The organism is Flavobacterium collinsii (assembly GCF_902804485.1).
GTDB lineage: Bacteria > Bacteroidota > Bacteroidia > Flavobacteriales > Flavobacteriaceae > Flavobacterium > Flavobacterium collinsii.
The window spans coordinates 1-14,015 of record NZ_CADCST010000113.1 but is presented as its reverse complement, the minus strand read 5'-3'; the positions used below and the strand labels follow the sequence as shown (position 1 = coordinate 14,015).

Below are 14,015 nucleotides of genomic sequence, written 5' to 3'. Positions count from 1 at the left end.
CGTTGAATCTGTGGCTAATTTATTTACTGAAAATTACTTTTTCGCATGAGTAACCAGACGACAATTGGCGCACCAATTATAGACGTAATTGCATTAATTGGCAAGGTGGTATCTAATCCCGGTAATTGTGAGGCCATATCGCAAAACAACATGATTATTCCTCCGTAAAAAAAAGTACTCCAATATAAAACAGCATGATTACTAGTCTGAAAAGTCAGCTTTGCAATGTGTGGCACCGCCAGACCTATAAAAGCAATCGGCCCCGCAAAAGCCGTAACGCTTCCAGCCAGGATACTTGTCGCAAAAATAATCACCAGTCGTGCCCTTTTGTAATTTAGTCCCATACTTTTTGCGTAATTTTCACCTAAAAGCAATGCATTTAGCGGTTTGATACTTCCTGCACTCAAAAACAGTCCGAAAGCAACACAAACTGCCAAAATCGAAATCGAGGTCCAGGAAAGATTCCCAAGACTTCCCAAGGACCAAAAAGTAAATTTTTGCAATTGTTCGGCCGAACTAAAATAGGTCAAAACTCCAACAATAGCGCTGGTAAAACTCCCAAACATTAATCCGACAATCAAAATTGCCATCGTATTCCGTAAACGCTGCGCTACTAGCAAAACCAGCATTAAAACTAAAATACTCCCTGTGGTAGAAGCCAGTACGATTCCGTATGGTGATAATAAAATCGAATTTAAAAATGAGGGTAGAAAACCTGCACCCAGAATTACAATCGCGACCGCCAGAATTGCTCCCGAACTTAGTCCAAGAACATCGGGTCCTGCCAACGGATTTCGAAACAGCGTCTGCATCAGCAAACCGCTTACAGACAATCCCACTCCAACCAAAACAGCTGTAATTGCTTTAGGCAGGCGATAGTTAACAATAATGTATTCCCAGGTCGATTTACTGGCGTGGTTTCCGGTCAGACTATTATACACTTCCTTAAAAGGAATGGTGACTGACCCCAGACTAATGTCTAAGAAAAACATAAACAACAGCACCAGACCGAGTACTGAAAACAGTATTATATTTCGTTTTTTATGAATCAATGAACTTAGTTTAATTTAGAAGCAAAAGTAAATTCATAACTTGGTAGCAACTCCGGATGAAAAATCTTGATATAATCTTTTAGCACTAAATCAGGACGGCTTGGAGCCAGCTCATAATAAACCGTTCCTCCCGTCGCTCCGGATTTACCTTCAAACGTATAAACATTTTTAGATTTAAAAGAATCAAACTCCGTGTAATGCGGATTAATTTTTCCGAATTCGTCCAGACTCTTAAAGGAGCCCGAAGCAATCCAGAAATTAGCTGCTTTTGCTTTCACTAATACTTTCTCGAACGACAAACCTTCACTTCCCGTACCTTTTAAATCGGCCCATAAATAATTGGCCTGCGCATCTTTCATAAACTGTGCTACCCAGCTGTTTCCTTTGGCTACATACCAAACATCTTGGTACATAGTACCGTATAAAACACTTGAAGTCGCCGTTTTACCTGCTACTAATTTTTTAGCCTGCTCATAACTCAGCACAATCTTATCAAACAATTCCTTTGCCTGTTCTTCTTTACCAAATAAGGCCCCGTAAAGCTTAATCCATTCTGCTTTTCCAAGAGGAGATTGCTCCATCCAGTCGGCCTGAATCAAAACATTTAAACCGCTCTTTTTCAAATTATCAAGCATCGAATTGTTATTGTCTACTCCAAAAGTTACTATTAAGTCTGGAGATAATTCTATTAATTGTTCGACATTCAGTTTCTCGTTCTGACCAACATTTTTAACCGCACCCTTATCTATTAAAGCTCTTGTTTTTTCAGAAGAAACGTAATCGGTATGCGGGAAACCTACCAATTTATTTTCAACTTCCAGCATTTCCAAAAACGGAATATTAGTGGTTGAAGTTACTACGATGGACTCTAAAGGAACTTTGATTGTCGTATACTTTTGTAAACTGTCTGGTACTTTTGCTTCTTTTTCTTTCAAAACATAAGTAAACTTTGCATGTGCATCCGGCCACGGATCTGAAACGGTTACTACTGAATATCCTTCGTGCTTTACGATCGAAAGTCCGGAGGCATACTCGATACTATTTTTTGCAATTTCAGTTTTTACAATTTCAGGAGTTTCATTTTTTTTACATCCGACAAAAAGAAAAAAAGGTAAAATAAAAATCAATTTAGGTAGTAAATGTCTCATATATAGGTTCTATTATTTTTTCAAGGAAATCCGGCTTCATTCTTCTACTTTTATGGCATGTAATTTGAATCGTATTCCTTTTAAATTTTACAATTTCATTACTGACAAAGGTAACGCAATTTCTAAATTTTTTGTTTACTTTTATTCTTACAAAACCAAATAAACCTCATTTTCCCTCCATGAATCCCATAAAAACAAAAGTCTGCTCAAGCTGTGAATCTTCTTTCAGCTGTGGAGATACTTCAAATGAAATCAAGTGTTGGTGTAATGATTTCCCCCCTATTTTTAATCTTTCGTCTGGTGGAGACTGTCTTTGTCCCGTTTGCTTTAAAGAAGCCTGTGAAGATAAAATTGATGCCTATGTAGAAACTCTTACCCCTCAAAAAGCACTTAAAAATAAAGCAATATCTTTACCCAAACAAGAGAAACTAATTGAGGGCATTGACTATTATATCGAAAACGGAAATTATGTTTATAAATCGTGGTTTCACTTAAAAAGAGGAAGCTGCTGTGGAAACGATTGCCGACATTGCCCTTATTAATTGTGAATTGTTGATTATAAATTGTGAATTATGAAAGAGAATATAATCAAAGATAAAAGTTTTGATTTTGCGATTCGAATAGTTAAATTATATCAGTACCTATCTGTAGAGAAAAAAGAATTTGTCCTTTCTAAACAGCTTCTGCGATCTGGAACAAGTATAGGTGCTATAATAAGGGAAGCGGAACATGCCGAAAGCAAAAATGATTTTATTCATAAATTTGCAATTGCCCAAAAAGAAGCCAATGAAGCTGTTTATTGGTTAGAATTACTAAAAGCAACCAATTACTTAAATGAAAAAGAATTTGCGACTATTAATAATGACGCCATTTCAATATTAAAATTAATAACGAGTATTATCAAAACGACCAAAAGTCAAATTCCTCCTAAACAGCCTCTTCTTTAAATTAACAATTAACAATTAACAATCAACAATTAAAATGATCTACCTAATTACCGGCGGCGAACGATCAGGAAAAAGCAGTTACGCCCAAAATCTGGCCTTACAACTTTCAAACGCACCTATATATGTAGCGACAGCCAGAAAATGGGACGACGATTTTCAAAACAGAATCGACAGGCACCAACAGGAACGTGACGAACGCTGGACCAATATTGAAAAAGAGAAATACTTAAGTGAAATTGACTTTTCTGAAAAAGTGGCTTTAATAGATTGTGTAACCCTTTGGCTGACGAACTTTTTTATCGACCACAAAAATGATGTATCCCTAAGTTTAGAGGAAGCAAAAAAAGAATTTCTGTCGATAGCCCAGCAGGAAAATGCTACATTAATTATTGTAACCAACGAAATTGGAATGGGTGTTCATGCCGAGACTCACATTGGGAGAAAATTTACCGAATTACAAGGCTGGATGAATCAGTTTATTGCCTCAAATGCAGATGAAGTAGTCCTAATGGTTTCCGGAATTCCTGTTAAGATAAAAGGATAGGGATGAAAATAAATTCCAAATTTTTAAATTCCAAATTCCAACACTATACTTTATCTTTACTTAAACTTTAAAATTCTTATTTGAATTGATTTTTACAATCGATTTAGAAATTGGAATTTAAAAAATTGGAATTTAAAAATTATGAGCCATTTAGACGATATATTAAAATCACGTCGTGATACCCGCCACTTTACAAATGATGAGGTCCCTGACGAAGTGATTCAAAAAGCATTACAAGCCGGGCACTGGGCTCCATCTGTTGGATTAACTGATGCAACCCGATATTATCTTATCAAATCGGTCGAAGTCAAAAGCGCCATCAAAGAACTTTTTTTAGAGTACAACAAAAAAGCTGAAGAGCTTACCGACAACCCTGAACAAAAAGAACATTATAAGTCCTTAAAACTAGAAGCAATTGAAGAAGCACCTATCGGACTCATCATCGCCTACGACAGATCGGTCTTAAACCATTTTACAATTGGAACAGTGGGCAGCAACGAAGCAGTAAAATTTAGTTCAGTTTGTGCGGCACAAAACATTTGGCTCTCCCTAACAGAACAAGGTTACGGAATGGGCTGGGTGTCTATTTTGAATTATTATCAGTTTAAGAAAATTCTCGATTTACCTGAAAATATAGAGCCACTGGGTTATTTCTGTATCGGAAAACCTGCTACAAATTATGATAATCAACCCATGTTACAGCAATTACACTGGAAACAAAAATCAGAGGCTCCTGATTGTAAAGAGATTAAAAACATCATTCAAAATCAGGTATCGGATTTTCCTTTAAAATCTAAAGAAGAAAACAGTACAATTAGTAATTTCAGTACGCTGCTACAGGAGAAAATAGATTCTAAAACCAAACCCATTGGTGCTTTAGGAACTCTTGAGACTCTTGCTTTTCAGATGGCGACTGTTTTTGAAACTTTAAACCCTAAAATTACAAATCCTTCCATTGTTGTTTTTGCTGCCGATCACGGCATTGCCAATCATGGTGTCAGCGCCTATCCGCAAGATGTTACAAGACAGATGGTCAATAATTTTCTGGAAGGAGGGGCTGCCATTAATGTTTTCTGCAAGCAAAATGATATTCAGTTATCAATCGTCGATGCCGGTGTGAATTATGATTTTCCAACAAATGCCAATCTAATCAATGCCAAAATAGCCAAAGGAACCCAATCCTTTTTACACATTCCGGCAATGAGTGAAGCAGAATTACAATTGTGTTTCGAAAAAGGAAAATCGATTGTGGAAGACCTTGCGAGAAAAGGCTCCAATTGTATTGGCTTTGGAGAAATGGGAATCGGAAACACCTCTACTGCCTCGGTATTAATGAGCCTTCTAACCGGATTCTCTATCGAAGAATGTGTAGGAAAAGGAACGGGTGTTGAAGATGAAAAATTACTTCAAAAGCAAAACTTACTGCGAAAAGCCATTGAAAATTATACAGGCCCTGCAGAATTAAACCAACAACTGGCTTATTTTGGCGGTTTTGAAATCATGCAAATTGCCAGTGGAATGTTAACCGCTTTTGAGAACAATATGCTCATTCTGGTCGATGGCTTTATTTGTAGTACAGCCTTTTTGGTTGCTTCAAAAATAAATCCCAACATTCATAAAAATGCTGTTTTCTGTCATTGCTCCGCCGAAAAAGCACATCAGAAATTATTGAATTATTTAGACGCGAAACCAATTTTAAATCTGGATTTGCGTTTAGGCGAAGGTACAGGCTGCGCGATTGCTTTTCCTATTATCAAATCGGCTGAAGTTTTTCTGAATGAAATGGCCAGTTTTGAAAGCGCAGGAGTTAGCAGGAAATAGTTTTCAGTCTCGGTCTCAGTCTCAGTTTACAGCTTACAGTTTTATCCTTTAATTTTGTCCTAATCAATTATCTTAAATGAAAAAAGAACTTCATATTTTCTTTACCTGCTTAATGTTTTATACCAGAATCCCATGTCCTAAAAACATCAATCACGATCCGGATTATTTAAACAAGGCTACACGCTACTTTCCTTTTATTGGCTGGATTGTTGGAAGCATTTCTTTCCTGACCTTTTACCTTTCTTCACTTTTTCTATCTACAGAAACCGCTGTTCTTTTAGCTATAATCGCATCGATACTAACAACCGGAGCTTTCCATGAAGATGGTTTTGCCGATGTTTGTGATGGTTTTGGAGGCGGATGGACCAAAGAAAAAATCCTGCTCATTATGAAAGACAGCGCGATAGGCGCCTACGGAGCAATTGGTTTGGTGCTGCTTTTTTTACTGAAATTCAAATTACTTGCTGAATCCGTTTCCCTTTTCACTAATAACATTTTTCTAATTTTTCTTTTGTTTATTTCTGCTCATTCTTTAAGCCGTTTGGCAGCAATATCTATCATTTTTACCCATGAATATTCTCGTGATGATGCTAGCAGTAAAAGTAAGCCAATAGCCAAAAAACACAGTTGGAAAGAAATTACAGGTTCCTTTTTCTTCGGGTTGATTCCTTTACTGGTGTTTTCTTATTTTGAGTATAAATTCCTTTTAGCTATAATTCCGGTATTTATTATGCGTTACTTCTTAGCCCGTTATTTCCAAAAATGGATTGATGGTTATACCGGTGACTGTCTGGGAGCAACGCAACAGGTTTGTGAAGTAATCTACTATTTAAGTATTCTTTTGATATGGAGGTTTATCTAGTTCGTCATACCGAAACCACTTGCGAAAAAGGAATCTGCTACGGTCAGTCTGATGTAGATTTGGCAGTTCCGTTTGAAACTGTTTTTGATGAAATTGTTTCGCAATTACCCTCAGAAGCCCTACTCTTTTCAAGTCCATTAAAACGCTGTGTCACGCTGACAGAATACATTCAGCATAAAACAAACCCCATTTCCATGGTTACAGACGGCCGTTTGATGGAAATGAATTTTGGCGACTGGGAACTGAAAAACTGGGAGGCTATTCCTTCAGAGCAGCTTAATCCCTGGATGGAAGATTTTGTCACCACGCAGGTACCCAACGGCGAATCGTTTACAGCACTTCATGAAAGGGTGGGTGCCTTTTTAAACGAGCACATTTTAAACCCTAAAAACACTCCTGTAGTAATTGTCTCTCATGCGGGTGTAATCAGAAGTATTTTATGCCATCAGTCTGCATTGCCTCTGAAAGATGCCTTTAACAACAAAGTAGCCTTCGGACAGGTTATTAAAATAGAGTATTAAATTGCGATTTGTTTAGAATTCCTTCTAAAAACTAAAACAAATTTGAAAATTCAATAATTTTAACTTTATCTTTGCACAAAATTAAGGTTGTGTTCATTCATACACATTAAAAGGGAATCAAGTAATAAATCTTGAGCTGTACCCGCAACTGTAAGCTTTGTTCTGAAAAGAATGTTTGTTGTTAACTACAAAACCACTGCTCGCTCTGGCGAATGGGAAGGTAAACAACAAGACGCAAGCCAGGAGACCTGCCTTTGTAACCAATATCGAGCTCTCGGGAAAAAGAGTGTAGAAATTATGGCTTTAAAAAAACTTTTTGTCTTTTACTTATTGTGCTTGTGTCAGATTATCTCGGCGCAAAGTGATTCTATTACCAAACTTAAAAATGTTGTCGTTTCCGACGCCAATCTTAAAAAATACTCCAGTTCGCAATCGGTTTTAAAACTAAACGATTCTGTTATTGGCAAGAATGAGGCTTTACTGACTGATTTGTTAAACTTTAATTCGACTATTTATTTTAAAGAATACGGTCGTGGAATGCTTTCTACCGTAGCATTCAGAGGTACGACCTCATCGCAAACAGCAGTAATCTGGAACGGAATCAACATTAACTCTCAAATGAATGGAAGTACCGATTTTAATACCATTCCCGGCTCCGATTATAATTCGATCAGCGTAAAAGCAGGAGGAGGAAGTGTTATTTACGGCAGTGGAGCGGTTGGAGGAACGGTGCATCTAAATAACGATCTGGCCTTTTATAATCGATTTGAGAATACTTTAAAACTGGATTACGGAAGTTTTAATACGATTGGAATTAATTACAAAACCAATATTTCAAACGAAAAATGGAGCGCTCAGATTGGTTTCTCTAAAAACAGTTCGACAAACGATTACAAATATCTCAATCAATACAACTGGAAAGGCGAACAGCGCTGGAATCAAAACGGTGAATACGATGTTATATCGCTAAATGCAAATGCAGGTTATAAAATTGATGCTAAAAACAGTTTAAAATTATATACCCAAACTTCTAACACAGACCGAAATACTTCACTGGTTTCCGAATCTGAAACGAAAAGCAAATATGTCAATGGTTTTAATCGAAACTTATTAGAATACGACGGCGATTTTGGCAGATTCAAAACCAATTTTAAAACGGCCTACATTTTCGAAAACTATAAATATTATGCCGATAATTCGAGCAATATTTATACCTACGGAAAAACCGAAAGTTTAACTACAAAAGCTGATTTGGGCTATCAATTATTAAAATCCATACAACTAAATGGTATTCTGGACTACAACCGAACCAAAGGATACGGAAGTGGTTTTGGAGATAATGTGAGAGAAATAAGTTCGGCAGCTTTACTTATAAAACAAGATGCTTCCCCTAATTGGAAAAACGAATTTGGGGTTCGCAAAGAGTTTACAGACAATTATAAATCTCCTGTATTATTCTCAGCGGGTTTTTCTTATCAGTTTGGGAAACTGTATAATTTGAAATTGAATGTATCCCGAAATTTCAGAATTCCAACTTTTAATGATTTGTATTGGGAAGAAGGCGGAAATCGTGATTTAAAACCGGAGAGTTCTTATCAGGCGGAAATTGGAAATATTTTTACCGTTCAGAACTTTTCTTTGACTCAGACTTTTTATTACATCAAAATAAAAGATCTGTTGCAATGGGTTCCCGGAAATAATGGTATCTGGAGGCCGCAAAACACAGACAAAGTGAACAGTTATGGGGCCGAAACCTTATTGAGCTGGAAAAAGAGTTTTGGCAAAAACAACCTGACTGCTAATGCGACTTATGCTTATACAGTTTCAGAAAATGTCGAAACCAAAAAACAATTGTTTTTTGTCCCTTTTCATAAAGTTACTGCTGCCGTTGCCTACTCCAGAAACAATATTTCAGCCCATTATCAATTTCTCTATAATGGCTTTGTATACACACAGGCAGACAACGATCCCGAAAAAATCGTATCGGCTTATACAGTTTCAAACGTTGGCCTAGATTACGATTTTAAATTTTTATCATCTTTCAGGGTAGGTATTCAGGTGCTGAATGTATGGAATGCATTTTATCAAAGTCTGGAACACCGACCAATGCCGGGAAGAAATTACAACCTGTACTTAAACCTTAAATTTTAATATAATGAAACTGACTAGATTATTTTTATTAGCATTAAGCGTATCGCTTTTTGTTTCTTGTTCTAATGACGACGACTCCGACAATCCTAAAGGAGTTTATGATAATGGAATTTTCATCTTAAATGAAGGAAATTCTACTGATGGTGGTTCTGTTTCTTTCATCTCTGACGATTTAAACACTTTCAATAAAGATGTTTACAAAACGGTAAACACTACTGATTTTGTTGGAAAATTTCTTCAAAACATCTTTTTTGACGGAGACAAGGCCTATATTATTGCCGGTGGTTCAAATGTTATTAATGTAGTAGACCGTTATAGCTTTAAACTATTAGCTAAAGTTGAAACTGGTTTAAACGCACCAAGATACGGTGTTGTAAAAGACGGTAAGGCTTATGTAACGAATGCTAATACGTATTGGTCTAAAACAAACCCGGCTGGTAACACCGATGATTTTATCGCTGTAATTAACTTAGCTACCAACAAAGTAGAAACAACAATACCGTTAAATACAACTGCAAACCATATCGAGCTTCACAACAACAAGCTTTATGTAACAGAACCTTACAATAGTGACAAATTACTTGTGGTTAATCCGGCTACAAACAAATTGGAAACTTCATTAACTATTGGTTTTGGAGCAGATACTATGGAAGAGAAAGATGGTATTTTATATGCAATCAGAAGTTCTTATGGAGAAAGAAGCGAAATTGTAAAAGTAAAATTATCAGATAACTCTATCACTAAAATCACTTTCCCGGAGTCACTTGACGGCGTTAAAAACTTAGACATTTACAACAACAAAATATACTACACCTTAAATACGGCAGTTTATGCAATAGATTATACTGCAACTACGGCTTCAACTACTCCAATTTTCCAATATACTTCAACTTCTGATTACGGAAAAATGTATGGTTTTACTGTAAAAGATGACAGAATTTTTATTGCTGACGGAGGTGATTTTAAATCAAACAGTAAAGCTTACATCTACAACTTAAGTGGAACATTACAAAAAGAATTAACAGTTGGTGTTGGACCAAACGGTTTCTACTTCAACGATTAATTTTTAGAATTAGTTTTGGTTTTTGACCAAAAAAAAAGGCTTTCATTTCTGAAAGCCTTTTTTTTATTTCAATGCTCGTAAAAGTCCTTCGGGAGCTTTTTCAAGATACATTTGATTTTTAATTCCGTCCATTGCTTTAGCATCTGTAAAGCCTTTCAAAGTTACCCCACTGTCCTCGCCTGTTTTTTTCGCACTTACTCCTGTTATTTGTGATACTGCTACACTCAACAATGGCTCTGTAGGATCTCCTAAAACTCCTAAATTAGTAATACGCTCCAGTTTTTCATACGTTGGTTTTAAACCGTCTGTGTACTCTCCAAAATCAGCAGCATTCACAATTTTCAACACCAAAGGCTGCATCGCATACTTGTGATTTGGGTTTCGGTTTGTTTTTCCAAAAGTTGGAGAATCGTATAAGGTCACCGATCCTACGTTTTTCCCAACAGTAGTCTCTCCTACCTGAATTACTGAAATATAAGGCACTAACCCATTGATCACCAATTCACTTGCAGAAGCCGTACCACTTGTTGTGATAATATAAACTTTGGTCAGGTTCAAACTATTAATCGCAGTTCCATCAATTTTATCTACAAATTTATTAAGCAATGACTCAGGGTCTTCGCTTTCATAAAACTCATTAATTTTAGCATTCCATCTTTCTTTCGAAAAAACCTTATTGGTAAACTGTCCCGTAATCATACTTGCCAAACGTGTTGCCGTTTGTATCGAGCCTCCTCCGTTGTATCTTAAATCTAAAACAAGATCTGTAATACCTTGTGCTTTTAGTTCTCCAAAAGCTGCATTAAGCTGTGCATCATAATTGGCATAAAAACCATTGTACATTAAATAACCTATTTTTCGGCTTCCGGATGTAATCACTTTATTTATAAAAACAGGGTTTTCATCTAAAGTTGTTTTTACTAATGCAACTGTTTTTCCATTGCTATCAAAACCGGTACCGTTAAAAGTAGCCATATTCAATGTATAACTATCAGCTGCCAAGAGCGACTGATAATTTGAAACCGTCAAAGACGTTCCATTAATTCCCGTAAAGAGATCACCTCTTTTTATATCTTTTTTAGAAGCGTCAGAATTTGGGATGATATAACGTACATAACCCACTAAATCAGTAGTACTTCCGGGTTTGTAACTAAGTCTGAAATCCACACCGGCATTTTTTGAAGTTCCCTGAAGTTCCTGTTCTAAAACAGTATAATCGTCTACAATCCAGCTAAAACGATCAATTGCCTGACCTTTTGGGAATTTGCTTATTGGTTTATTCAATAAATCCTGAAATAAATCCTGCGGTTTAGAATATCCTCTCAAAAATGCATTTAATGCTTCCTGATTACTAAAACGGTCATCTGCCAAATTAGGAACATCAGCTTGCCATAAGTAAAACTGATTCAGGCCTTTCCAAACAAAATCATTTACCTGCAACGAGGCTGGAGCCGCCACATCATCCTGATCTTCACAAGATTGTAAAGAAAAAGCAAGCAAAAATAATAACAGTACGCTTCTTAATATTGTTTTCATATAGTGGTATCTATGTACTAGTAACGTAAAAATACTATCTTTAGTTTTAACTCTAAGAATTTTATTGTTTTTTATTGTAAAAAAAATTGAATACACCGTGTAACAAAAATAATAGTGTCTCGTCTTCACTATATAAGCTAACGAATAACCAACAAATTTTATGAATCAGAATGTGTTTATAGAATTAATAAATCCTTTTAAAGACAAAGTTTTTCGTCTGGCAAAAAGATTATTAACCAGTACCGAAGAAGCTGAAGATGCAACTCAGGAAGTAATGGTAAAGTTATGGAACAAAAAAGATACTCTGGATACTTACAATAGCGTTGAAGCTATTGCAATGACAATGACCAAAAATTATTGTCTGGATCAGTTAAAATCAAAAAGAGCCGGAAATCTTAAAATTGTCCACAATAACTATACCGACCGGGAACCACAATTGGATAAGAAACTGGAAGATTCGAATAGTTTAGAATGGGTTGAAAAAATTATAAGTCAATTACCCGAGCAATTACAAATATTAATTCAGTTACGGGATGTTGAACAATATGAATTTGACGAAATTGCGAAAATTGTCAATATGAACGAAACAGCTATCAGAGTAGCCCTTTCAAGAGCGAGAAAAAAAATAAGAGAATCAATGGTTAATACACACAGTTATGGGATACAATAAAATAGAAGATGTATTAGAAAAATACTTTGAGGGAGAAACAACTATTGCCGAAGAAAATCAATTAAAAGAATATTTTTCTTCACCGGATGTTGCGCAGCATTTGGAACAATACAAACCTATGTTTGGTTATTTCTCTCAGGTAAAAGAACAGAAATCGACGCAGACAATACCACTAGAAACTAAAAAACGAAAAGTAGCGTGGTTATCGATTGCAGCTTCAGCTGTTGTTTTACTAGGAGTTGGAACCTATTTTTATGTGAGCGAAAAAGATGTAACTCCAGTTACAGCGCAAACAGAATTAGGAACCTACGATAATCCGGAAGAAGCACTTGCCGCAACGCAAAAAGCTTTGGCTTTATTATCAAACAATGTTAATGTAGGTATTGAAAGTGTACAGTACATTAAAGAATACGAACAATCAAAAAACAAAATTTTTAAACAGTAATTAAATCTCAATCAAAATGAAAAATTTCATCATAACACTAGTTTTAGCATTCGTTAGCCACACTTTTTATGCTCAGGGAGCATTTGACAAATTTGATGGTCAGGACGACGTAACCTCAGTAATCGTAAACAAAAAAATGTTCGATTTAATGAGCAAGGTAAAAGTTGACGCTTCAGATAAAGAAACCCAACAATACATTAACTTAATTAAAAAGCTAGATTACTTAAAGGTGTTTACAACCAAAAATCCAAAAATCGAAGCCGATATGAAAGCTTCTGCTGATAAATACATCAAAACAGCCGGATTAGAAGAACTTATGAAAGTAAACGACAGCGGAAAAAATGTACGTATAATGGTAAAATCTGGTGCAAGCGATACACAAATTAAAGAATTACTGATGTTTGTTGACGGCGCAAAAAGCAATGAAAGCGTTTTACTTTCCCTGACAGGTAATTTTGACTTAAACGAAATCTCAGTACTTACAGACAAGATGCAGCTTCCAGGTGGCTCTGACTTAAAAAAAGCTTCTAAAAGCAAAAAATAAGATGAAAGCAAACGTTATTACCTCAGCCCTTTTAGTTTTATTAACTTTAGTAAGTTGTAATTCTACTCCTTCATTGCAGAAGTATTTTGTTGAAAACACAGACAATAAAGATTTTATCGCACTTGATATTTCGTCAACAATCTTAAATGTGGAAAAAACAAAATTATCTGCAGAACAAAATGAAGCTCTAAAATCATTCGACAAAATGAACATCCTGGCTTTTAAAGAGACACCTAAAAATCAGGCACAATTTGAAACAGAACGCAGCAAACTAAAAGAGATCCTGAAAAATCCAAAATACCAGGAATTAATGAAAGTTGGTTCAGGTAAAGACGGAGCCTCCATAAGCTATGTGGGACCTGACGACAATATCGAAGAGTTTGTAGTTTTTGCTAACAAAAAAGAAAGTGGTTTTGTAGTGGTGCGCGTACTAGGCAAAAACATGAATCCTAACAATATCATGACCCTGATGTCGGTTTTGAAAGAATCAAAAATTGACATGGAACAATTAAAGCCTTTACAACAATTGATGAAACCATAACATCTTACTTATTGAGTCGTCCTAAAATAGGTTGACAAGTTTTACAATATTAATTAAAACCAGTAAAGTTCTCTTTGCTGGTTTTTTGATATACAAAATTAGGTGTTTTCATTTTCAAGCTTAAATGTGGTCTTTTTTGATTATAACATTCTACAGATTCTTTAATTAAT

The 14,015-nt window shown here is 35.7% G+C and carries 15 protein-coding genes and 1 riboswitch; of the genes, 12 read left to right on the top strand and 3 right to left on the bottom strand.

The features are described from left to right. Nucleotides 1-23: 23 nt before the first annotated feature. A complete protein-coding gene (locus tag FLA105534_RS18480; RefSeq protein WP_394368052.1) occupies nt 24-1,052 on the bottom strand; it encodes an iron ABC transporter permease in 1,029 nt (342 codons plus the stop codon). 5 nt (nt 1,053-1,057) lie between these two features. Beyond that, a complete protein-coding gene (locus tag FLA105534_RS18475) occupies nt 1,058-2,200 on the bottom strand; it encodes an ABC transporter substrate-binding protein (protein ID WP_173967570.1) in 1,143 nt (380 codons plus the stop codon). A gap of 179 nt (nt 2,201-2,379) precedes the next feature. Here FLA105534_RS18475 and FLA105534_RS18470 point away from each other — a divergent pair, with 179 nt between their 5' ends. The 8 genes from FLA105534_RS18470 (at nt 2,380) to FLA105534_RS18435 (ending at nt 10,109) form a co-directional block, all read left to right on the top strand. Beyond that, nucleotides 2,380-2,742, top strand: coding sequence for a DUF5522 domain-containing protein (locus tag FLA105534_RS18470; protein WP_173967569.1), 363 nt, complete (start codon nt 2,380-2,382; stop codon nt 2,740-2,742). A gap of 30 nt (nt 2,743-2,772) precedes the next feature. Next, on the top strand, nt 2,773-3,147 hold the full coding sequence (locus FLA105534_RS18465) for a four helix bundle protein (RefSeq protein ID WP_173967568.1): 375 nt from the start codon (nt 2,773-2,775) through the stop codon (nt 3,145-3,147). A gap of 34 nt (nt 3,148-3,181) precedes the next feature. Beyond that, complete coding sequence (cobU, locus tag FLA105534_RS18460; RefSeq protein WP_173967567.1) at nt 3,182-3,691, top strand: bifunctional adenosylcobinamide kinase/adenosylcobinamide-phosphate guanylyltransferase; 510 nt, start codon at nt 3,182-3,184, stop codon at nt 3,689-3,691. Nucleotides 3,692-3,832: 141 nt separating this feature from the next. Beyond that, nucleotides 3,833-5,512, top strand: a complete 1,680-nt coding sequence (cobT, locus tag FLA105534_RS18455; RefSeq protein WP_173967566.1) for a nicotinate-nucleotide--dimethylbenzimidazole phosphoribosyltransferase — start codon at nt 3,833-3,835, stop codon at nt 5,510-5,512. Nucleotides 5,513-5,588: 76 nt separating this feature from the next. Next, on the top strand, nt 5,589-6,374 hold the full coding sequence (locus tag FLA105534_RS18450; RefSeq protein WP_173967565.1) for an adenosylcobinamide-GDP ribazoletransferase: 786 nt from the start codon (nt 5,589-5,591) through the stop codon (nt 6,372-6,374). Next, on the top strand, nt 6,359-6,895 hold the full coding sequence (gene cobC / locus FLA105534_RS18445; protein ID WP_173967564.1) for an alpha-ribazole phosphatase: 537 nt from the start codon (nt 6,359-6,361) through the stop codon (nt 6,893-6,895). The genes FLA105534_RS18450 and cobC overlap by 16 nt, the downstream gene beginning before the upstream one ends. Nucleotides 6,896-6,962: 67 nt before the next feature. Then, a riboswitch (cobalamin riboswitch) is annotated at nt 6,963-7,165 on the top strand. Between the two features lie 27 nt (nt 7,166-7,192). Next, nucleotides 7,193-9,046: a TonB-dependent receptor plug domain-containing protein gene (locus FLA105534_RS18440; protein WP_173967563.1), complete on the top strand. Its 1,854-nt coding sequence runs from the start codon at nt 7,193-7,195 to the stop codon at nt 9,044-9,046. 4 nt (nt 9,047-9,050) lie between these two features. Beyond that, the gene (locus tag FLA105534_RS18435; RefSeq protein WP_173967562.1) at nt 9,051-10,109 is read left to right on the top strand and encodes a YncE family protein; all 1,059 of its coding nucleotides are present in this window, start codon (nt 9,051-9,053) and stop codon (nt 10,107-10,109) included. Nucleotides 10,110-10,172: 63 nt separating this feature from the next. On the opposite strand, the gene FLA105534_RS18430 is transcribed toward FLA105534_RS18435, so the two are convergent. Beyond that, entirely contained in the window at nt 10,173-11,645 is a 1,473-nt protein-coding gene (locus FLA105534_RS18430; RefSeq protein ID WP_173967561.1) for a S41 family peptidase, read from the bottom strand. Between the two features lie 160 nt (nt 11,646-11,805). Here FLA105534_RS18430 and FLA105534_RS18425 point away from each other — a divergent pair, with 160 nt between their 5' ends. The 4 genes from FLA105534_RS18425 to FLA105534_RS18410 are packed head-to-tail and all read left to right on the top strand — an operon-like array spanning nt 11,806 to nt 13,845. After that, complete coding sequence (locus tag FLA105534_RS18425; RefSeq protein ID WP_173967560.1) at nt 11,806-12,315, top strand: RNA polymerase sigma factor; 510 nt, start codon at nt 11,806-11,808, stop codon at nt 12,313-12,315. Beyond that, complete coding sequence (locus tag FLA105534_RS18420) at nt 12,302-12,760, top strand: hypothetical protein (RefSeq protein ID WP_173967559.1); 459 nt, start codon at nt 12,302-12,304, stop codon at nt 12,758-12,760. The genes FLA105534_RS18425 and FLA105534_RS18420 overlap by 14 nt, the downstream gene beginning before the upstream one ends. Before the next feature lie 16 nt (nt 12,761-12,776). Continuing rightward, nucleotides 12,777-13,304, top strand: coding sequence for a DUF4252 domain-containing protein (locus FLA105534_RS18415; protein ID WP_173967558.1), 528 nt, complete (start codon nt 12,777-12,779; stop codon nt 13,302-13,304). 1 nt (nt 13,305) lies between these two features. Continuing rightward, nucleotides 13,306-13,845 carry a DUF4252 domain-containing protein gene (locus FLA105534_RS18410; RefSeq protein WP_173967557.1) on the top strand — a complete coding sequence of 180 codons (540 nt, stop codon included), beginning with the start codon at nt 13,306-13,308 and terminating at the stop codon, nt 13,843-13,845. Nucleotides 13,846-14,015: the final 170 nt, after the last annotated feature.